A 20,297-nucleotide genomic window follows, 5' to 3' on the forward strand; every position below is an offset into this window, starting at 1 on the left:
TGGGGCCGGCTGTTTTGCGGCCGGTGCCGGCCCGCCCGCCGCGCCGCCGCTGGCGGGGCTACTTTGCGGCCCCGGACTGCCCGCCGCGTCCTCTACCGGCAATGGCGTATTTTTGTCGTCCAGTTTTAACTCTACCGAAGCCCGCGGCCCGCCGCGCACGGCTTGCAGCTCCCGAAGAAATGGCTTGGTTCAAGCGCGAGGAAAAGGGCATCAACACCCCCACCGAACAGAAAAAAGAAACCCCCGACGGCCTCTGGTACAAGTGCCCCGAGTGCAAGACGGTGGCTACCATGGCCGAGCACAAGCGCCTGCTCTTCGTGTGCGGCCACTGCGGCCACCACGACCGCATCGACGCGGCCGACTACTTCGAGCTGCTGTTCGACGAAGGCCAGTTTGAGGAGCTGGACGCCGACCTGACCTCGGGCGACCCGCTGCACTTCGTCGATACCAAGGCCTACCCGCAGCGCGTGCAGGCCACCGAAAAAAATACCGGTTTGAAAGACGCCGTGCGCACCGCCCACGGCCGGAGCGACGGCCAGCCCCTGGTGGTGGCCGCCATGGATTTCAAGTTCATCGGCGGCTCGATGGGCTCGGTGGTGGGCGAGAAGATTGCCCGCGCCATCGACTACGCCCGCCAGCACCGCGTGCCGTTCCTGATGATTTCGCGCTCGGGCGGGGCCCGCATGATGGAGGCCGGCTACTCGCTGATGCAGATGGCCAAAACCTCGGCCAAGCTGGCCCTGCTGGCCGAGGCCGGCGTGCCCTATGTGAGCCTGCTCACCGACCCCACCACGGGCGGCGTCACGGCCTCGTTCGCCATGCTCGGCGACTTCAACATCGCCGAGCCCGGGGCCCTCATCGGCTTCGCCGGGCCGCGCGTCATCAAGGAAACCATCGGCAAGGACTTGCCCAAGGGCTTCCAGAGCGCCGAGTTCGTGCTCGAGCACGGCTTCCTCGACTTCATCGTGGACCGCCGCGACCTCAAGCGCCGCCTGGCCGACCTGCTGCACCTGCTGCGGCCCGCCGCCGTGCCCGCTGCCGCGCCCGGGGCCCCCAGCGCCGCCGCGCGCCGCAGCCCGGCCAAGGGGCGCTAGCGGCCCGGGTGGCAACCCGGCACGCTTCTTGGGAAACCCGCTCCCAGCCCCGGAGCGGGTTTTATCGTATAACGCGGCGGTTGACTGTTCACCTTCTATTTCTTCCCATGACGACTCCCAAATCCCTACTCTCAATTTTCATGGCCTGCGTGCTGCTGTTCAGCTCCTGCGCGTCGTCGCGCCAGCCGGCCGACACGTCGGCCAACGGCACCGGGGTCCGCAAAACCGGTATGAATAAAGCTACCAAAGGCGGCCTGCTGGGCGCGGGCGGCGGTGCAGCGGCCGGGGCCCTGCTGGGCGGGCTGCTGGGCGGCGGCCGGGGCACGGCCATCGGGGCCATTTTGGGCGCGGCGGCGGGCGGCGGGGCCGGGGTACTCATTGGCCGTAAAATGGATAAGCAGGCCGCTGATTTGCAGCGCGACATGCAAAACGCCAAAGTGGAGCGCGTGGGCGAGGGCATCAAAATCACCTTCGATTCGGGCATCCTCTTCGACACCAACTCGGCCACGTTGCGGGCCGCCTCGCAGGCCGACATCGTGAAGATGGCCGCCACGCTGCAGAAATACCCCGACACCAACGTGCTCGTGGAAGGCCACACCGACAACACCGGCACCGACGCCATCAACCTGCCGCTGAGTGAGCGCCGGGCCCAATCGGTGGCCGATGCCACCGTGGCCCAGGGCGTGTCGAGCAGCCGCATCACCACCAAAGGCCTGGGCTCGTCGGACCCCGTGGGCGACAACACCACCGTGGAAGGCAAGCAAGCCAACCGCCGCGTGGAAATTGCCATTTTTGCCAACGAGAAGATGAAAAAGGCGGCCGAAAACGGCACACTGTAGCCCGGCCGGCCACACCAGTGAGCTGCTGTTAAAGCAAAAAAGGTCGCCTGCTGGGGCGGCCTTTTTTGCTTTATTCTCCGCCGGTGGGTGGCAGCAACTCCCTCGCGAGGGCTTGCGTTAAACCCGTTGGGTAGGCTATTCTCCACCTTGCACTCATCTTGCGCCATGAGAAAGTTCACCGCCACATTCGTCTGCTGGCTAACATTTTTTGCGCTGTTGGCCTCTGGGGGGCAGGCGCAGGACCACAAGGGCTGGAGCCGCAAGGCCAAAGGTGCGGCCGTCGGCGGCGGGGCCGGGGCCGTGACGGGGGCCGTGCTGGGCGGTGGCAAAGGGGCCGCGATTGGGGCGGCCGCCGGCGTGGTGGGCGGCGGCCTGGTTGGCCGCAACCAAGACAAGAAAAAAGACCCGGCCCGTTACAACGCGTACCATAACAAAAAATAGCTGGCCAGCCTGCGCGGGGCCCCGCGCCCGCCGGGCTGCCCGGCCGCTTTTGGGTTTGTGCGGGGCCGGGCCGCAGCGGACCAGAGTTTGGCAAGATGGTTGCCAATGGCGTATTTGCTGCCTCGTTGGTGCACCGCACTGCCCGGCTGCGTGCAACGCTGTTTTTTCTTGATACCATCCAATTTTCCTGTACCCATGCAATACTTCCGCTCCTCTTTCACGTTTTTTCTGGCCCTGCTGTTGCTGGTCGGCCACTTCGGGCAAGCCCAAACCAGCACCGTTACCACCGACAAACCCAAGGGCATGAGCAAAACCGTGAAGGGCGGCATTCTCGGGGGCTTGGGCGGCGCGGCCGGCGGGGCCCTGCTGGGCCGCGTCATCGGGGGCAAGTCGGGCACGGCCAAGGGGGCCATCCTGGGGGCCGTGGTGGGCGGCGGCGCGGGGGCGCTCATCGGCCGCAAGATGGACAAGCAAGCCGCCGAGTTGCGCCGCGACCTCGAAGGGGCCACCGTGGAGCGCGTGGGCGAGGGCATCAAAATCACCTTCGCCTCGGGCATCCTGTTCGGCAGCAACTCGGCTACGCTGACGCCCGCCGCCGCCGGCAACATCGACGAGCTGGCCACCACCTTGCAGAAATACGCCGATACCAACGTGGTGGTGGAAGGCCATACCGATAGCTCGGGTTCCGACGCCATTAACCAGCCCCTGAGCCAGCGCCGCGCCCAGGCCGTGGCCAACGAGCTGACCGCCAAGAGCGTGGACGCCGCCCGCATCACGGCCACCGGTTACGGCTCGACGCAGCCCGTGGCCGACAACACCACCGTGGCCGGCAAAGCCGCCAACCGCCGCGTAGAGGTAGCCATTTTTGCCAACGAGAAGATGCAGAAAGCCGCCAAAAAAGGTACGCTGTAAGCGCCGTCTTTGTAACAAGCTGAACGCCGGACCCGGCGGCCCGCACGGGCCGCCGGGTTTTTTGTGGGCCGTGCCCGGCAACCTTCGCCGCCGCGCAACGGTACAACCGGCCATGCCCGTCCCCGCCGTTTCTTACGCCGCTTCGCCCGCCGAAAAAGCCTTCGCCGACCACGAAATTCTGGACCGCTTTTACGGCCACCTGCCGCCGGTGGCGCGGCGCACGCCCATGCGCGAGCTGATTTCGACGGTGCTCTCGCACCGCACTACTCACGCCGACGAAGAGCTGGCCTACGACCGGATGCTGGAAGCTTTCGGCGACTGGCCCGGGGTGCTGGGGGCCCCGGTGGACGACCTCATCTACGCCATTCGCACCACGCGCTGGCCCGCCACGCAGGCCCCGCGCATCCAGGAGATTTTGCGGCGGGTACGGGCCGAAACCAACGGCTCGTTCGACCTCGATTTCCTGGCCTCCTGGCCCACCGAGCGGGCCATGACCTGGCTGACCGACATGCCCGGCATTGGCCTGAAAACGGCGTCGCTGCTGCTGCTCTTCAGCTACCACCACCCGGTGCTGCCCGTGGACGCGCACGTGCACCGCGTGGCCCAGCGGGTGGGCTTCCTGGGCCCCAAGGTGTCGGTAGAAAAGGCCCATGCCGTGCTGCTGGCCCTGCTGCGGCCCCCGCTGGATGCCGAGGGCCTGTTCAATTTTCACAAGCACAACTACTGGCACGGCCAGCAGATTTGCTTTTTCCTGCACCCCAACTGCCCGCGCTGCCCGCTCAAGGGCTTCTGCCAGTACTACCAGGAGCACTTCGGCGAGGCCACGCCCGAGGCCCTGGCCGCCACGCCGGCCGCCTGGGACGCCGCCGCCTGGGGCAAGCTGCCGCATTGATTAAGCTGTTAGCTATTGGCTGTTAGCTGCTAGCTTCGTTGTGGTGGTTGATGCCGACAACAACATAAAAAGCTAACAGCCAGCAGCTAATAGCTAACAGCTAGAATAACGGCTAACAGCCAAAACATGCGCCTCGTCAAGCACCCCGTTCTCTGCAATTATTACGTCACGTACCGCTGCAATGCGAAGTGCGCGTTTTGCGATATCTGGGAGAAGCCCTCGCCCTACATCACGCTCGAAGACGTGAACCGCAACCTGCGCGACCTCAAGCGGCTGGGCGTGTCGGTGGTGGACTTCACCGGGGGCGAGCCGCTGCTGCACCGCCAACTGCCCGATTTCCTGGCGTTGGCGCGGGAACTGGGCTTCATCACTACGGTGACCACCAACGGCTTGCTTTACCCCAAAAACGCGGAGAAGCTGCGCGGGTTGGTGGACATGCTGCACTTCTCGCTCGACTCGGCCGACCGCGCCACCCACGACCGGGGCCGGGGCGTGGCCTGCTACGATTTCGTGCTCGAAAGCATCCGCGCGGCCCAGGCGCTGGGCGAGCGGCCGGACATACTTTTTACCGTCTTTCGCCACAACCTGAAGGACCTGGAGGCCGTGTACCGCGACATTACCCGGCCCAACGGCCTGGTGCTCATCCTCAACCCCGCGTTTGAGTACGGCGACGTGGACACCGGCGAGCAGCTCACGCCCGCCGAGCTGGACTACCTCTCCGCCTTCGGCCGGCGCCCGGGCGTGTACCTGAACGAAGCGTTCATCGCGCTGCGGCGCGACGGCGGCAACCACGTGGCGGCCCCCGTGTGCCGGGCGGCCAGCACCACGCTCGTCATCTCGCCCAGCAACGAGCTGGTGCTGCCCTGCTACCACCTCGGCCAGCAGAAATTTCCCATCGAAGGCCAGCTCTTCGACCTGTACAACGCCCCCGCAACGCAGCGCCTCGCCGCGCTCGAAGGCCGCCTGCCGCAGTGCGAGGGCTGCACCATCAACTGCTACATGCAGCCGAGCTTCGCCGTCGAAACCAGTAAATATTTCTGGCAAGCCCTGCCCAGCACCCTCAAATACAACTGGGACAAGGGCACCTGGAAGCGGCTGCTGCGGGCCTAGCCGGGCGCGGTTCCGCGGGGCCCCGTGATTTGCGACTGCGTCAAAATTTGCTGGATTTCGGCGGGGCGCCGGGTGCCGATGAGCAGGCTCGCGCCTGCGCTGGCTTTCGGCGAAAAGCGGCGGGGGCAGGGGAGGGTTGTCCATATACCGAATGTAGCCGCAGGCCCTACATTTAGGTGCCTTCTAACCCACGTCCTCATGCCCGCCCTCATCCTGCCCGTTCACGGCATTTACCCCGAAATCCCGGCCGGCTGCTTCGTGGCCGACAATGCCACCATCGTGGGCGACGTGGTGCTGGGGCCCGGCTGCACGGTGTGGTTCACGGCCGTGATTCGGGGCGACGTGAATAGCATCCGCATCGGGGCCGGCACCAACATTCAGGACGGGGCCGTGCTCCACTGCACCTACCAGGGGGCCGCGCTGGCCATCGGCGCGCGCGTGAGCATCGGCCACCGGGCCCTGGTGCACGGCTGCACCGTGGCCGACGACGTGCTCATCGGCATGGGGGCCATCGTGATGGACCACGCCGTGGTGGGCGCGGGCTGCATCATCGCCGCCGGGGCCGTGGTGCTGGAAAATACCGTGTGCGAGCCCGGTTACCTCTACGCCGGCGTGCCCGCCCGCCGCGTGAAGCCCGTGACGGAAGCCCAACTGGCGGGCCTGCGCCGCACGGCGGCGAACTACCAGCTCTACGCCAGCTGGTTCACCGCAAACAATGAAGCACATGAGTAAAAAAAGCTACCTCTTTCCTTGCGCATTCTTGCTGGCGGCGCTCGGCTTGGGGGCGTGCAGCCGGGCCGGCTACGTGTTTCATTTCCAGCCAGTATCGCCGGTTCAACTTGAAGCTGCCGGGCCCCCCGCTACGAAAAGCCCGCCTGCCCCTGCGGAAGCGGAAGCCACCGCTTCGGCCCGGGCCCGCCCGGTGGTGCGCCGCCCGCCGCGGCGAAACTTAGCGGGGGCCCCGGCGAGGCCCCCGGCCGCCGCTCGGCAGGTTGTGGCGCGGCTACAGGCGCGTATCGGGGCCAGCCGAGCCGAGCGGCTGGCGGGCCCCGCCCAGGGCGAGCTGCCGCGCCAACGCTCGCGGGGCGTGGCCCTGGTGCTGGCGCTGCTGTTCGGCGGGTTGGGGCTGCACCTGTTCTACTTGGGGTACTACGGGCGCGGCACGCTTTACTTGGTGCTCACGCTGGTGGGCGTCCTCCTGTTCTCGCTGGCCGCCATCGCGTTGGTGGTTGCCGTGGCGGGCGGCTCAACCAGCGGCCTGGTGGGGCTGCTGGTAGCCGGAGCCCTCCTGACGGGCGTGGCCGGGGTGCTGGCAATAATCGACGCCGTGCGGATTTTAACCGGTGACCTCAAACCCAAAAACGGGGAATATAGAAGCCGATTCTTTTAGTGCTGGTACGCGGCCGGCCGGTCACTACACCTCGATACCTAAGTCGCCGCGCGGCTCGGCTTTTTCTTCGACGCGTATCACGCGCAGCTGCACGAGGTCGATGACGCGGCGCGAGCGTTCGAGCACCCGGAACTCGTAGGGGTCGAGCACGGCCACGTCGCCCACTTCGGGGATGCTGCCGTACACCACGTTCAGCAGGCCGCCCACGGTTTCGTAGTCGTCGCTTTCGGGCAGCGGGTAGGGCAGGTACTCATTGGCGTCGGGGATGGACGTGGCGGCGGCCACGCGGTATTCGTCGATAGACACTTTCTCCACCACTGGCACCTCGTTGTCGTACTCGTCCTGGATTTCGCCCACCAATTCTTCCATGATGTCCTCGATGGTGACGATGCCCGCCACGCCGCCGAACTCGTCGCTCACGATGGCCATCACGGTGTGCTTGCGCTGGAAGTTGCGCAGCAGGCGGTTGATTTTCTTGGTTTCGGGCACGAAGTAGGGCACCCGCATGATGCGGGCCAGCTCTACGGGCTCGTTGCGGCGGATGATGGGCAGCAGGTCCTTCACGTTCAGCACGCCCACGATGTTGTCGATGTTGCCCTCGAACACCGGCAGGCGCGAGTAGCCTTCGTTGAACACCGTTTCCAGAATCTGCTCTTCCGAGGCGTGCACGTCGAGGGCCGCGAGCTTGGTGCGCGGCACCATAATCTGGCGCACCATCCGGTCGTTGAACTCGAACACGTTCTCAATCAGCTCGTGCTCCGAGTCCTGGATTTCGCCGCTCTGCTTGCTCTGGTCGAGCAGCAGGCGCAGCTCGTCGGAGGTGTGGGCCTCGGTGCCGTGCGCCTGGTTCACGCCCACGGCCCCCAGCAGCACGCCCGACGCCTTCGACAGAAACCACGTGAGCGGCAGCGTAGCGAGGTAAAACGCCCGCAGCGGCAGCACCAGGGCCAGGCTCACGGCCTCGGGCCGTTGGATGGCCAGCGCCTTCGGCACCAGCTCGCCGAACAGCACGTGCAGCACCGTGATGATGACCAGGCCCACGACCACGGCCGTGCTGTGGGCGGCGGCCGGCGAGATGGTGGTGCCCAGCCGGTTCACCGTGTTCAGGATGATTTCGGTGGCCACTTCCTCGCCCACGGCCCCCAAAATAAGCGAGGTGACGGTAACGCCTAGCTGCGTGGCCGACAAGTAGTTGTAGAGCTTGTGCAGCACGCCAATGGCCTGCGTGGCCAGGCGGCTGCCCTCCTTGGCTTTCAGTTCGAGCTGTGAGAGACGGACGCGGATGAGCGAGAACTCGGCCGCCACGAAAAACCCGTTGGCTATGATAAGCAACAGGGAGATAATAATTTTTAAACCCATGTCGGCGGCCCCGCGACACGGACGGTCTGGGGGCCATTGTAGGGCAAAAGTACGGACTTTGAAGCACGGGGTTGGCCGTTTGAACTTTTAACCCAGCCGTTTGTGCTTAGGGAGCCTAATTTTGCGGGCTGACGTTGTTAAATTTCCTATGAATATTCGCCGGGTTTTTAAATTTCTGCTGCTCTGCGCATTGCCGGCTTTGCCGGCCGCTGCGCAGGTGCTCGTGCCCACCCACCTGAGCACGGCCCTCAGCCAGCCCACCGCCAAGGTGGGCCAGGAAGTGGAGCTGCTGGTCAACGCTCGCATCGACGACAAATGGCACCTCTACGCCACCGATTTCAGCGAAGACGTGGGCCCCGTGGTGTTCACGCTAAAGTTCGCGCCCAGCCCGGCCTACGCCCTGGTGGGCAAGCCGCAGTCCGTCAAGTCGCACCACCAGCAGGACGAGGTGTTCAAGGGCGAAGTGGCCTTCTGGGAAAAAACCGGCCAGATTCGCCAGCGCATCAAAATATTGCAGCCCGGGCCCCTCACCATCAGCGCCGCCGCCGACTACCAAAGCTGCACCGACGTGGACGGCCGCTGCGTGCCCGGCAACGATGCCTTGACCTTCGGGCCCCTGCAAGTGAGCGGTGCGGCCGCGGCTACCGCGCCGCCGGCCGCCACGCCACTGGCCGCCAAGTCCATGGCCGCCGTGGCCCCCGTTGCCAAGGCCCCCGCCGCAGCCCCTGGCCCGGCCAACCCAGCCGCAGCGGCCCCTGAGCTGGCAGCTACATCGTCTCCAGTGGCCGTTGCGTCGGCTCCGGCCGTGGCGGTGGCGGCCGGGGCAGCCGCCGACCCCGTGGGCCAGGCCGGGGGGCTATGGAGCTTCGCGCTGTTGGCCTTCACGTTTGGGCTGGCCGCGCTGCTCACGCCCTGCGTTTTTCCGATGGTGCCCATGACGGTCTCGCTCTTCACGAGCGGCAACGACAGCCGGCGGCGGGGCATCTTCAAGGCCCTCGTGTACGGGGCCAGCATCATCGGCATTTACGTGCTGATGGGCGTGCTGGTAACGGTGCTGCTGGGCGAGGACGGCCCCAACCTCATTGCTACGCACTGGCTGCCCAACCTGATTTTTTTCGTGGTGTTCGTGGTGTTCGGCCTCTCGTTTCTGGGCTTGTTTGAAATCACCCTGCCGCACCAGCTGGTGAACCAGGTCGATACCCAGGCCGACAAGGGCGGCTGGGCCGGCATTTTCTTCATGGCCCTGACGCTGGTGGTGGTGTCGTTTTCGTGCACCGCGCCCATCGTGGGCAGCATCCTGAGCCTGGCCGCCCGTGGCGAGCGGGTCACGCCCATCGTGGGGATGCTGGGCTTCTCGCTGGCGTTTGCGCTGCCGTTCACGCTGTTCGCCATCTTCCCGTCGTGGCTGAAAAGCCTGCCCCGCTCCGGCGGCTGGCTGAACACGGTGAAGGTGGTGCTGGGCTTCGTGGAGCTGATGCTGGCCCTGAAATTCCTGAGCACCGCCGACCTGGCCTACCACTGGCACCTGCTCAACCGCGACGTGTACCTCGTGCTCTGGATTGTGCTCTCGTCGTTGCTGGGCCTCTACCTGCTGGGCAAGTACCGGCTCTCGCACGATTCGCCGCTCGACCACCTCAGCGTGGGCCGCCTGCTGATGGCCGTGCTGGCCTTTGCGTTCGCGGTGTACCTGGTGCCGGGCCTGTTCGGGGCCCCGCTGCCGCTGCTGGCCGGCTACCTGCCCCCCCAAAGCAAGCGCGACTTCACGCTGGCCGCCGGCGGGAACATTCCCGTGCAAACCGCCGCCAACGCCCTGGGCGAAACCCCGCGCTTCGGCGATTTCCTGGAGCTGCCCCACGGCCTGCCCGGCTACTTCGACCTCAAGCAGGCCGTGCGCGTCGCCAAGCAATTGCACAAACCCATTTTCATCGATTTCACGGGGCACGGCTGCGTGAACTGCCGCAAGATGGAAGCCACCGTGTGGAGCGACCCGGCCGTGCTCAGCCAGCTGCAAAACGACTACGTGGTGGTGGCCCTCTACGTGGACGACAAAACCGAGCTGCCCCAGAACGAGTGGTACACCTCAACGCGCGACCACCAGCAAAAGACGTCCCTGGGCAAGCAAAATGCCGACCTGCAAGTAACCCGTTATGGCTTTAACGCGCAGCCGTACTACGTGCTGCTCAACCCCGACGATGCGATGGGCCCGCCGCTGGTGGCCCCCATTGCCTACGAGCCCGACGTGGCGCAGTTCGCAAAGTTCTTGCAGGAGGGGCGGCGCAGATACCAGGCCCGGCACGGGGCCGTGGCGGCCCGGTAGCTGCAAAAAACGTCAAAAGCGAAAAAGGCGACTTTATTTATAAAGTCGCCTTTTTCGCTTTTTGGCTGTAGCGGAAGGACTTGAACCTCCACGAAGTGGTTAGCCGGCCGGGGGGCCGATTTATCCCGAACCTTCACCCTCGAGAGAGGAGGGTGTGTCTGCCAGTTCCACCACACTACAAGTTGTCAGCAGAAGCCTTTCGATTTTGCCGGGTGCAAAGGTAAAAACTTTTTCACGCAGTTCTGGTAACAAAAATGTAAGAAAAACTGTACAACAAACAATTGTTAGTTTTTAAACACCTTATAAACAATAAAATAGGGTTAATTAATTTTTAATTTTGCTTATCGGTTTGCGAATTATTTGCAGCTGAAGACGGGGTAATTAGTGAGCCCGTAACTGAAACAGGTGAGGCCCCGGGGCCCAGCTGCTGCTGGGCCAGCAAGCCGATGAGGGCCTCCACGAGCCCGCCGCCCGCGCCGGCCCCGCCGCCGTTGGCCTGCACTTCGGGCACGATTTTTACCCGGTTGTCGCCGATGATCTGCATCAGCTGCAGGCCCGTGTACTCGCGGGTGCCCAGGCTCTGCACGCCCGCGCGGTAGGCCTCGGCCTTGGCGTTGCCGATGGCGCGGATGGCCTCGGCCTCGCCCACGCCGCGCAGGCGGGTGGCTTCGGAGTCGGCAATGGCGCGGAGGCGGGTGCTTTCGGCTTCGCCGCCGGCCCGCAGCTTGGCAGCTTCGGCCTCGCCGCGCACCTTTTTCACCTGGGCGTTGGCTTGCAGCTCGGCAATGTTTACGCCTTGCTCGCTTTGCACCAATGAGTTCTGGATGTCGGCGATGCTGGTTTCGCGCACCAGCTGCTGGCGCTGGGTCTGGGCGGCCTGCTGCACCTCGTAGGTTTTGCGCTGCTCCTCGGCCAGCTTGCGGTCGGTTTGGGTGGTCATGAGCTGGGCGGGGGGCACGATGTCGCCGATGAGCGTATCGACGGCCTGCACGTTGTAGTCGAGCAGGGCCGCGCGGATGAACGCGGCCGCCTCGCGCTGCCGCTCGGCGCGGTTCGTGAGGTAGTCGAGCACCGTGTATTCCTGGCTGGAGTTGCGGAAGTAGTTGCCCACGATGGGTTCCAGCACGTGGTCCACCAGGTTTTGCATCGAGCCCACGCGCGAGATGACGCGCGGCGCGTCGAGGGCCCCCACGTGGATAATCTGGGCCACGTCGAGGTTGAAGGAGAAGCCGTCGCGCGAGCGCACCGTGATGCTGCTCAGCGAGTCGTCGTAGTGGTGGGCCTCGGTGCGGTTGGCCCAGTTGAGCACGATGTTGGTGGTCGGAATCAGCTCCACCTTCATAATCTGGGTGTTGAGGGGCTGGCGGCCGGGGTAGAGCGGGACGGCCCAGATGCCCTTGTGGCCCACGTCCACGAGGTTGCCGTGGGTAAACTCTGCCCCGCTTACGTCCACGGCCGGCCGGCCCACGAAGGAAATGACCACCCCCACGTGGCCAATGGGAATCTCGGTCATGGGCACCTGCTGCACCCGGCAAAACCAGGGGTTCAGGTTCCAGGAGCCGCTCAGCAGTACTTGTTCCTGCAGGCCGCGGCGGCCCCCGGCGGCCAAAAAGGCCTGCGCGTCCTGAAAATTGTCGTGGGTAGGAATCACGGGGCCCGCGATTTCGCCCGGCTCAATCGGTACGCCGTCGAGGGTCGTTACGATGCCCACCGCCTCGGGGGCCACGCGGTAGATGAACAGCTCCTCGGGCCGCATGCCCATCGTGCCCGCGTTGCGCTGAGTGATGACCGTGAACAGGGCCGTGTTGATGCGGTAGGTGCCGGCGGTAATCAGGCCCAGCTGCCGGCCCTTCTCGCCGCCTTTGGTGAGGAAGGCCCGGCCGTCCTGGTAGTTGTCGCAGTCCACGACCCGGGCCAGGATGTGGCTCGGCGGGATGGGCACGCCGGCGTTGGCCACCACCAGCCCGATTTCGCCCTGCGGCACCACCACCACAAGCTCTTTGGTGACGGCGTACTGCCAGGGCCACAGGAAGAAGTGCCAGCCCGGGGCCAGCGTGTCGGCCTGGTAGCCGGCCTCGCCCTCGAGGGCGATGAGGCGGCCGGCGGCGAGGCTGGTGCGGGCAAATTTCTTGGCCACCACGCCCACCTCCAATTCGCCAATCACGACGAGGCCCAGCAGCGACTTGGCCAGCACCAGCAATATTAGCAGGCCGATGAGGCCCCCGACCACGGTAAAGGCCAGGGGAACGGTAACTTGTAATAGCATCGCAAGGAGTAGGAAAGGAAGGAATTGGGCCGCAAGGTAAGCGCGGTTCTCAGAGCCGGGCGCGGCCAGGGGGCAACCACAAAAAAAGGCCTTTCCCACAGGGGAAAGGCCTTCTAGAAGTACCAAAAGTACTTGTCAGACTACATCGTTTTTTTGGTCGTAGTCGTGGTTTTGTTGGCTTTGTAGCGCATGTCGGGCGTGCCGTCGGCCTTCATCTTGCCGGTGGTCGTGGTGCTGGTTTTGGCCATCTTGTTCTCCTTATAGCGCATGTCGGGCGTGCCGTCGGCCTTCATCTTGCCGGTGGCAGCCATTTTGGTGGAGCTGGTCGTGCCCATCATACCGGTTTTCGACGTGGAGGTCGTCGTGGTTTTGGCCGGGGTTTGCGACATTTTGGTCGTCGTCATTTTCGACGAACTCATTGCGCCGGTGGCCGGGGCGGGCGCAGCGGGCGTAGCGGTTTGGGCATGGGCGGCCGAGCCGCCGAGCAGGCTGAGGGAGAGTAAAAAACCGAGTATGCGTTTCATAAGATGGGGGAAAGAAAAATGAGGAAAAAATGAAGATGATGTGTGCGTCCGGGCAGCTGCTCCAACGCCGGTGGAAATGTAGCACCGTGGCGTTTATTTTCCCGGCCGGTACTAAAACCAGACGCTTTTGGGCTTGGGCAAGGGCCGTGCCAAACGCCCACAAAAAAGCCCGGGCCGTGGGGCCCGGGCTTTGCGCGGTAATTGCACCGAAGCGAGAAAGTGCGGCGCTTAGGCCGTCACCTGGGCTTCGAGTTTTTGGGCGAGCACGTGCTTGGGCACGGCGCCTACTTGCTTGTCAACGATTTGGCCGTTTTTAAACACCAACAGCGTGGGAATGCTGCGGATGCCGAACTTGGCCGAGGTCTGGGGGTTGGCGTCCACGTCAACCTTGCCCACAATGGCCTTGCCTTCGTACTCACCGGCCAGCTCTTCCACTACCGGGCCCACCATGCGGCAAGGACCGCACCATTCGGCCCAGAAATCGACCAGCACGGGCTTATCGGAGTTGATAATGGACTCGAAATTGGCATCGGTAATCTCAATTGCTTTATGTCCCATTTTAGTAAGGGTTCAGTTTAAATGGATTCTGGCGTGTACGGCCAACGGGGTCGCAAGGTAGCAGATTGGGGGCTTAACAACAGGGCTGGCATAAAGTTCAGCCGGCGCTCATGCGGCTTTGCCAACCCTCCCTTCAGCGGGTCTTCGCGGCTGGCGGGCCCTCAAATCAGCTGGCAGGCGTCCATTTCCATCTCCTGCATTTTTTCGATAAACGCCTTGGGCTCAATCTGAAACTTGCGCGAGAACATGTCCACCGCCAGGTGTTCGTGGGGCTCGGCAAACTGGATTTCGAGCCGCTTGCGGCCGGGCGCGGCGGCAATGGCGGCCTCCAGCCGGTCCAGCATGGGGCTGGTCACGGTGCGCAAGTCGAGGCGCACGCGCACGCCCTTGCTCAGCTTCTCGGCCACCTCGCTCAGCGGCTGCATGTTGAGGATGCGCAGGTCCCACTGGTCCTGGGTGCCGCGGCGCAGCTCCTGCTTGAGGCGCACGAACATGGGCGGCACCTGCTCGTTGGCGTAGTTGCGCGGGTTGATGAGCGGCGCAAACCGCGTGTAGTCGTCGCGGAACAGCGCCGGGCTGATGCTCGTCTCGTAGTCTTCGAGGGTGAAGGTGGCGAACGACTGGCCCATTTTGGTGGTTTTGAAGGCCACGTTGGTGATGAGGCCGGCCACGTTAATCTCCTTGTTCTTGTGCTTTTCCACCTGCTCCAGGCCGCAGGTGCAGTAGGCGTCCAGCTCCAGCTTGTAGCTGTCCAGGGGGTGGCCCGAAAGGTAGAAGCCCACCACTTCCTTTTCGCGGCGCAGCTGCTCGGTTTTGGTCCAGGGCTCCATCTCGTGCATCTTGGGCAGCGGCGCGGCCACCGCCCCGAAGGCCGAGGCCCCGAACAGGCTGTGCTGGCTGCTCTCCTTGGCGGCGGCGTGCTGCTGGCCCAGGCGCATGGCCTTTTCGATGAGCGGCTGGTCGCCGGCCGGCGCGTCGAGGTAGAGGCGGCGGTGCTTGCCGAAGTCGTCGAAGGCCCCGGCCTGGGCCAGGCTCTCGAAGGTTTTCTTGTTCACGGTGCGCAGGTTCACGCGCTTGGCAAAGTCGAAGATGTCGGCGTAGGGCCCCGCCTTTTCGCGCTCCTCCACCATGGTTTCCACGGCCAGCTCGCCGGCCCCTTTCACGGCGGCCATGCCGAAGCGGATTTTGCCCTCCTGGTTCACGTTGAACTTCAGCAGGCTCTCGTTCACGTCGGGCCCCAGCACGTCCACGCCCTGCTTGCGGGCCTCCTCGATGAAGAAGGTCACCTTCTTGATGTCGCCCATGTTGTTGGTGAGCACGGCGGCCATGTACTCGGCGGGGTAGTTGGCCTTCAGGTAGCCCGTCTGGTACGCCACCACCGAGTAGGCGGCACTGTGGCTCCTGTTAAAACCATATTCGGCAAACTTCTCCATTACGTCGAACACCTCCGAAGCTTTCTTGGCCGGCACCTTGTGTAGGTCAAACGCGCCTTTCACGAATTTCTCGCGCTCCAAGGCCATTTTCTTCATGTCCTTCTTACCCATCGCGCGGCGCAAAAGGTCAGCCCCGCCCAGCGAGTAGCCCGCCATAATCTGGGCCGCCTGCATGATTTGCTCTTGGTACACGCAGTTGTGAACCAGTACGTTATTGCCCACGAAGTTGTGAATGCCTTCAACAGTGATGTCGTATACCCGCTGCTGACCAGCCGGCTCGATGCTTACGATTTCCTCCCAGCGCACGCGCAGGTTGCGCTGGGTAGCGGGTAGCGCCAGCACGTCCGTAAGAGGGGCCACCAGCGCCGCGCTGACGCGCGGGTTGCGGGCCCGGCGGGCGGGCAGCAGGTGCTGCCGGTCGAAGCCGTGGGCCCGCATCAGGCCTTTGTCGGAACCCGGCCAGGCCCGCCGCAGCTCGGCCACGAAGGTTTCGCGGCACACCGCGTCGGTCGGGCTTGGCGTGGCAGGACCGTCGTAGGCGCGGCGTTTTTCTACGAGGTGGGGGCCCACCATGGCGTCGAAGCGGCGCAATTGGTAGGTGCTGATTTGGTAGGCTGTGGTGTCGGTCGCGTCGCCGGGGTTGCGATAGGCGGTTTCGTAGACCACTGAGCGCAGGCCGAGCCGCAGCAACAAGGTTTGCACGTCGCGGGCCAGCAGGGGCGAAATCGTTTTGTAGAAGCAGATTTTCTCGCCCACGTGCCCGTCGCAGTCCCACAGCGAGGCCACGAAATGGGCGATGCACTCTTGGCTCAGCCCAAACACGAACTCGGGTACGAACTTCTCGCGGGAATTCAAGCCACCTTTTTGCGTCTTCAAGCCCAACGCGCGTAGCCACGTTAGCAAGGTCGTGGGCTCGTGGTAATGGGCTTTGTCGGCCACCTTCACCGACACCCGGGTTACGTCGCGTACCTGCGGGAAGGTGCTCACCGTCAGGTTTTCAAAGCTATGCACGCAGCGTGTGTACTCGGCCACCAACGCCGGGCTCTGCGACACGAAGTCGCAACAGGCCCCCGACGTAAGCGAGCCGTCGGCCAGCAGGTAGGCCAGGGTGCGGAGCTTGCTCAGGTCGTAGTCGGCCTCGTTTCCCACGTCCAGTCTTCGGGGCGTGGCGATAAAGCTGCCCACGCCGAGCCGCTGAATCTCTTGCCAGCCGCTTTCAGTCAGCACCTGGTGGTCGGGCGTCATGGTCACGCAAGAGCCGTCGCGTAGGCGCACCCGCACCACGTCGCGCACGCCGTTGTCGAAAAAGTGCGTTACCGGGGCCACCGCCGGGCGCAGGTCGGTATCCACGCCCTGCACTCGGAAGCTGCCCACGCGCCCGGCCAACTGGTCAATCCGCACCCGGGCCCCGGTATCAGCGTCGTGCACCAGCGTGTCGCCCGTCACGCAAATACCCTGGGAATTTTTCAATATCGGCTCCAGCAGCTCGTGCGGGTACTCAATCGGCTCGCGGCCGTGCTTGCGGTTGATGAAGTTGGGGATGAACTGCATGGGGCCCGGGCGGTACAGGGCGTTCATGGCAATCAGGTCCTCGATGTTGGTGGGCTTCAGGTCTTTGAGGTGCTGGCGCATGCCCTCGGACTCGAACTGGAACGTGCCAATCGTGTCGCCGCGCTGGTACAGGGCGTAGGTTTTCTCATCGTCGAGCGGAATCTCGTCGATGTCGATTTTCACGCCGTGGTTGCGCTCAATCAGGCGCATGGCGTCCACGATGATGGTCAGGGTTTTGAGGCCCAGAAAGTCCATCTTCAGCATCCCGGCGCTCTCAATTACCTTGCCGTCGAACTGCGTCACGAGCAGGTCCGAGTCCTTCGAGGTCGAGACCGGGATGTACTTCGTGATGTCGTCGGGGGCGATGATGACGCCCGCCGCGTGGATGCCCGTGTTGCGCACCGAGCCTTCGAGCTGCACCGCTAGCCGCAGAATCTGGCCCTTGAGGTTGTCGGGGTGCTCGTCGCGCCGGATCATGTCCAGCTCCATGTTCTCGGCGAAGGCCTTGGCCAGGGTGGTGCCCACCTGCTCGGGCACCATTTTGGTGAGGTCGTTGGTCTGGGGCAGGGGCAGCTCCATGGCCCGGGCCACGTCCTTGATGGAGCTTTTGGCCGCCATCGTGCCGAAGGTGATGATTTGAGCTACCTGGGTTTTGCCATATTTCTGCACCACGTAATCGATGACCTTCTGGCGGTTCACGTCGTCGAAGTCGATGTCGATGTCGGGCATCGACACGCGCTCCGGGTTCAGGAAGCGCTCGAACAGCAGCGAGTACTTAATCGGGTCGATGTTGGTGATGCCCACGCAGTAGGCCACCGCCGAGCCCGCCGCCGAGCCCCGCCCGGGGCCCACCGCCACGCCCACCGAGCGGCCGTGGTTGATAAAGTCCTGGGTGATAAGGAAGTAGCCCGCAAACCCCATCGTCTGGATGATGCGCAGCTCGTAGTTCAGGCGCTCCTCCACCTCGGCCGTGCGCTCGGAGTAGCGCGGCTTGGGGCCCTCAAAGGCGCCCTTGAAGGTGAGGTCGCGCAGGAAGTCGTCGGCGTTGGCGAACTGCGCGGGCAGCGGGAAGTTGGGGAGCAGGATGTCGCGCGCCAGCTTGGGCGGCGTGATTTTGTCCACAATCTCGTTCGTGTTGTCCACGCTCTCCGGCACGTCGGCGAACAGCGCGTTCATCTCCGCCTGCTTCTTGAAGTAGAACTGGTCGTTGGCGAAGCCGAAGCGGGTGTGCGGCTTGGGCTTCTGCAGCTCCTCGTCGATGCGGCGCAGCTGCTTCTGGGCCCGCTCGTCGCGGCCGTGGTTCTGGCGCAGGTTGTCGAGCAGGTCGTAGCGCACCGTGCCGTCGGAGGTGAGCAGGGTGTAGTAGTTGGTGCGAATGTCGCCGACCGGGATGCTGTGCTCCTCGCCGGTGTTCACGCACAGCAGCAGGTCGTGGGCCGCGAAATCGGTCTGGTCCACGTAGTGCGAGTCGTTGGTGCAGATGACCTTAACGCCGTGCTTGTGGGCCAGGCGCAGCAGCACCTGGTTCACGTCTTCCTGGCTTTTGCCGGTGCCGTCGAAGTTCATCAGCCCGTGCCGCTGGATTTCGATGTAGTAGTCGTCGCCGAACATATTCAGCCACCACTTCAGCTTTTCCTCGGCTTCGGTTTCGGAGCGGAACAGGATGGTTTGCGGAATTTCGGCCCCGATGCAGCAGCTGGTGGCAATGAGCCCCTCGTGGTACTGCTCCAGCAATTCTTTGTCGATGCGCGGGAATTTCGAGTACGAGCCCTCGATGAAGCTCAGCGAGCACAGCTTGCTCAGGTTGTGGTAGCCGGCCTGGTCTTTGGCCAGCAGCAGCTGGTGGTGGCGCACGTCCCGCTCGCCCTTCTCGCGGCTGAAGGCTTTCTTGTGGCGGTCTTCGACCAAGTAAAACTCGCAGCCCACGATGGGCTTCACGTTGTACTTGTTGGCCTCGGCCACGAAGTTGAAGGCCCCGAACATGTTGCCGTGGTCGGTGAGGGCCACGGCGGGCATGCCGTCGGCCTGGGCCTTTTTCATCAGGGCCCCGATGCTGGCCTGGCCGTCGAGCAGCGAGTATTGGGTGTGGCTGTGGAGGTGCGAGAAAACGGGCATGGCGGCGGGCGAAGCAAAACGAGGGGTATGGGTAAAGATAAGGCCGGGGCCCCCGGGATGGTTCGCCCGGCGGGCTCGGCCCGGGGCCCCCGAAAACTGGCGCGCCCGCCAGCCGATTGATAATTTGAAAGTTGCGCCGCCGGGCCCGCCGTTTGAACTAGTCCCGCCGTTTGAACTAGTCCCGCCGTTTGAACTAGTTTTGTACGGTTGGGTTGTAACAGGAATACTTAGGCATCCCAATAAATACGTAGGCGCGCCGTTGGTCCTGGGCCCGGCGCTCATTTCCTCCTTGCCTCCTTTGGGTCTAGTCGCCTGTGGGTTCGTACCCATCGGCCGTCCGGCGCGCCAGGTAGCGAAAAAAGGCACATTTCGCTCTATGAAAGACCTCGCTGCTTCCACCGACCCGGGCTACGCTCCCATTGCCGCCCCGTCGGGGTTCCACCAGTTTGCGCGGCGCTACGTGCAGGACGAGCGCGACCTGCCTTTTGTACACCTGCTGCTGCAAATTACGGCCACGATGCTACCGCTGGCGGCGCTGTTGTTCGTGCCCGCCGTGCGGGGCGCGGCGTGGTGGGGCGCGGCGGGGCTGTTTTTTGCGCTGGGCACGTTCTACTTCAAGGGGCCCTTCGGGCTGATGATGCACTGCACCACGCACCGGCCCCTGTTCAAGAAAACGCACGGGTGGCTGAACAAGTACGCACCCTGGGTGGTGGGGCCCCTGTTTGGCCTCACGCCGGAAACGTACTTCACCCACCACATGGGCATGCACCACCCGGAAAACAACCTGCCCGACGACGAAAGCTCGACCATGTTTTACCAGCGTGACTCGGCGCGGGGCTTTTTGCGCTACCTGGCCGATTTCCTGGTGATGGGCCTGCCGCGCCTGGGGGCCTACCTGCGCCGCACCCGCAAGCGCACCCTGCACCGCCAGCTGCTGCGCGGCGAGGTGGCCTACGTGGCGGCCGTGGCGGCGCTGGCCTGCGTGAACCTGCCGGCCACGCTGGCCGTGTTCGTGGTGCCGGTGCTCGTCACGCGCTCGGTGATGATGCTCGGCAACTGGAGCCAGCACGCCTTCATCGACGCCAACGCGCCCGATAACTGCTACACCAACAGCGTGACGTGCATCAACACGGCCTACAACCACAAGTGCTGGAACGACGGCTACCACATCAGCCACCACCTGCGCCCCGGCCTGCACTGGACCGACCACCCCGCCAACTTCCGCCAGGACGTGGACAAGTACGCCGCCCACGACGCCGTGGTGTTCGACGGCATCCACTACCTGCACATCTTCGCCTTCCTCATGCTGAAGCGCTACGACCTGCTGGCCCGGAACTTCGTGAACCTGGGCGGCCGCTACGGCTCCGACGCCGACGTGGTGGCCCTGCTGCGCCGCCGCACCCGCCGCATTGCCCGGCCGGTGCTGGTGGCGGCGTAGGGCCCCGGCGCATTTGGCTGCTTCTGGCTGGGCCCGCTCCGCGCATTGCGGGGCGGGC

Annotated in this window: 15 protein-coding genes, 1 tRNA gene and 1 pseudogene; 10 read left to right on the plus strand and 7 right to left on the minus strand. The window is 64.3% G+C overall.

What is annotated here, in order from left to right; genetic code table 11:
- Positions 1 to 179 precede the first annotated feature (179 nt).
- The 8 genes from accD (at position 180) to HNP98_RS22375 (ending at position 6,678) form a co-directional block, all read left to right on the plus strand.
- On the plus strand, positions 180 to 1,094 hold the full coding sequence (accD, locus tag HNP98_RS15720) for an acetyl-CoA carboxylase, carboxyltransferase subunit beta (protein ID WP_173811123.1): 915 nt from the start codon (positions 180 to 182) through the stop codon (positions 1,092 to 1,094).
- A 107-nt stretch (positions 1,095 to 1,201) separates the two neighbouring features.
- Entirely contained in the window at positions 1,202 to 1,933 is a 732-nt protein-coding gene (locus tag HNP98_RS15725) for an OmpA family protein (RefSeq protein WP_173811124.1), read from the plus strand.
- A gap of 165 nt (positions 1,934 to 2,098) precedes the next feature.
- Positions 2,099 to 2,374: a YMGG-like glycine zipper-containing protein gene (locus HNP98_RS15730; RefSeq protein ID WP_173811125.1), complete on the plus strand. Its 276-nt coding sequence runs from the start codon at positions 2,099 to 2,101 to the stop codon at positions 2,372 to 2,374.
- 195 nt (positions 2,375 to 2,569) lie between these two features.
- A complete protein-coding gene (locus HNP98_RS15735) occupies positions 2,570 to 3,286 on the plus strand; it encodes an OmpA family protein (protein WP_217425798.1) in 717 nt (238 codons plus the stop codon).
- Between the two features lie 70 nt (positions 3,287 to 3,356).
- Positions 3,357 to 4,178 (plus strand): endonuclease III domain-containing protein, encoded by an 822-nt coding sequence (locus tag HNP98_RS15740; protein ID WP_317171126.1) that lies wholly within the window; start codon positions 3,357 to 3,359, stop codon positions 4,176 to 4,178.
- A gap of 126 nt (positions 4,179 to 4,304) precedes the next feature.
- Positions 4,305 to 5,288 carry a radical SAM protein gene (locus tag HNP98_RS15745; RefSeq protein WP_173811126.1) on the plus strand — a complete coding sequence of 328 codons (984 nt, stop codon included), beginning with the start codon at positions 4,305 to 4,307 and terminating at the stop codon, positions 5,286 to 5,288.
- Between the two features lie 198 nt (positions 5,289 to 5,486).
- Positions 5,487 to 6,020 (plus strand): gamma carbonic anhydrase family protein, encoded by a 534-nt coding sequence (locus HNP98_RS15750; protein WP_173811127.1) that lies wholly within the window; start codon positions 5,487 to 5,489, stop codon positions 6,018 to 6,020.
- 262 nt (positions 6,021 to 6,282) lie between these two features.
- A complete protein-coding gene (locus HNP98_RS22375; protein WP_217425799.1) occupies positions 6,283 to 6,678 on the plus strand; it encodes an NINE protein in 396 nt (131 codons plus the stop codon).
- A 24-nt stretch (positions 6,679 to 6,702) separates the two neighbouring features.
- On the opposite strand, the gene HNP98_RS15760 is transcribed toward HNP98_RS22375, so the two are convergent.
- A complete protein-coding gene (locus HNP98_RS15760; RefSeq protein ID WP_246275166.1) occupies positions 6,703 to 8,010 on the minus strand; it encodes a hemolysin family protein in 1,308 nt (435 codons plus the stop codon).
- Between the two features lie 175 nt (positions 8,011 to 8,185).
- Here HNP98_RS15760 and HNP98_RS15765 point away from each other — a divergent pair, with 175 nt between their 5' ends.
- Positions 8,186 to 10,354: a protein-disulfide reductase DsbD family protein gene (locus HNP98_RS15765; protein WP_173811129.1), complete on the plus strand. Its 2,169-nt coding sequence runs from the start codon at positions 8,186 to 8,188 to the stop codon at positions 10,352 to 10,354.
- A gap of 62 nt (positions 10,355 to 10,416) precedes the next feature.
- On the opposite strand, the gene HNP98_RS15770 is transcribed toward HNP98_RS15765, so the two are convergent.
- The 6 genes and pseudogenes from HNP98_RS15770 to dnaE form a co-directional block, all read right to left on the minus strand.
- Positions 10,417 to 10,534 (minus strand) — tRNA-Glu (locus HNP98_RS15770).
- 151 nt (positions 10,535 to 10,685) lie between these two features.
- Positions 10,686 to 12,620 (minus strand): SPFH domain-containing protein, encoded by a 1,935-nt coding sequence (locus tag HNP98_RS15775; RefSeq protein ID WP_173811130.1) that lies wholly within the window; start codon positions 12,618 to 12,620, stop codon positions 10,686 to 10,688.
- A gap of 140 nt (positions 12,621 to 12,760) precedes the next feature.
- Entirely contained in the window at positions 12,761 to 13,144 is a 384-nt protein-coding gene (locus HNP98_RS15780; RefSeq protein WP_173811099.1) for a hypothetical protein, read from the minus strand.
- A gap of 228 nt (positions 13,145 to 13,372) precedes the next feature.
- Positions 13,373 to 13,702 (minus strand): thioredoxin, encoded by a 330-nt coding sequence (trxA, locus tag HNP98_RS15785; protein WP_068235800.1) that lies wholly within the window; start codon positions 13,700 to 13,702, stop codon positions 13,373 to 13,375.
- A 161-nt stretch (positions 13,703 to 13,863) separates the two neighbouring features.
- Positions 13,864 to 15,357, minus strand: a complete 1,494-nt coding sequence (locus HNP98_RS22540; RefSeq protein ID WP_317171127.1) for a helix-hairpin-helix domain-containing protein — start codon at positions 15,355 to 15,357, stop codon at positions 13,864 to 13,866.
- Positions 15,334 to 18,801: pseudogene (gene dnaE / locus HNP98_RS22545) on the minus strand (DNA polymerase III subunit alpha); the annotation flags it as partial. The gene HNP98_RS22540 and the pseudogene dnaE, both read right to left, overlap by 24 nt.
- A 376-nt stretch (positions 18,802 to 19,177) precedes the next feature.
- Here dnaE and HNP98_RS15795 point away from each other — a divergent pair.
- Positions 19,178 to 20,239, plus strand: coding sequence for a fatty acid desaturase family protein (locus tag HNP98_RS15795; RefSeq protein WP_173811132.1), 1,062 nt, complete (start codon positions 19,178 to 19,180; stop codon positions 20,237 to 20,239).
- Positions 20,240 to 20,297: the final 58 nt, after the last annotated feature.

Source organism: Hymenobacter caeli (assembly GCF_013294115.1).
In the GTDB taxonomy this organism is placed as follows: Bacteria; Bacteroidota; Bacteroidia; order Cytophagales; family Hymenobacteraceae; genus Hymenobacter; species Hymenobacter caeli.

What these genes read in the sequence shown, in the direction of transcription:
- HNP98_RS15780 (WP_173811099.1), bottom strand. Translation starts at nt 13,144, where the DNA reads ATGAAACGCATACTCGGTTTTTTACTCTCCCTCAGCCTGCTCGGCGGC.
- HNP98_RS15750 (WP_173811127.1), top strand. Translation starts at nt 5,487, where the DNA reads ATGCCCGCCCTCATCCTGCCCGTTCACGGCATTTACCCCGAAATCCCG.
- HNP98_RS15735 (WP_217425798.1), top strand. Translation starts at nt 2,570, where the DNA reads ATGCAATACTTCCGCTCCTCTTTCACGTTTTTTCTGGCCCTGCTGTTG.
- HNP98_RS15745 (WP_173811126.1), top strand. Translation starts at nt 4,305, where the DNA reads ATGCGCCTCGTCAAGCACCCCGTTCTCTGCAATTATTACGTCACGTAC.
- HNP98_RS15795 (WP_173811132.1), top strand. Translation starts at nt 19,178, where the DNA reads ATGAAAGACCTCGCTGCTTCCACCGACCCGGGCTACGCTCCCATTGCC.
- trxA (WP_068235800.1), bottom strand. Translation starts at nt 13,702, where the DNA reads ATGGGACATAAAGCAATTGAGATTACCGATGCCAATTTCGAGTCCATT.
- HNP98_RS15765 (WP_173811129.1), top strand. Translation starts at nt 8,186, where the DNA reads ATGAATATTCGCCGGGTTTTTAAATTTCTGCTGCTCTGCGCATTGCCG.
- HNP98_RS15730 (WP_173811125.1), top strand. Translation starts at nt 2,099, where the DNA reads ATGAGAAAGTTCACCGCCACATTCGTCTGCTGGCTAACATTTTTTGCG.
- HNP98_RS15725 (WP_173811124.1), top strand. Translation starts at nt 1,202, where the DNA reads ATGACGACTCCCAAATCCCTACTCTCAATTTTCATGGCCTGCGTGCTG.
- HNP98_RS15775 (WP_173811130.1), bottom strand. Translation starts at nt 12,620, where the DNA reads ATGCTATTACAAGTTACCGTTCCCCTGGCCTTTACCGTGGTCGGGGGC.
- accD (WP_173811123.1), top strand. Translation starts at nt 180, where the DNA reads ATGGCTTGGTTCAAGCGCGAGGAAAAGGGCATCAACACCCCCACCGAA.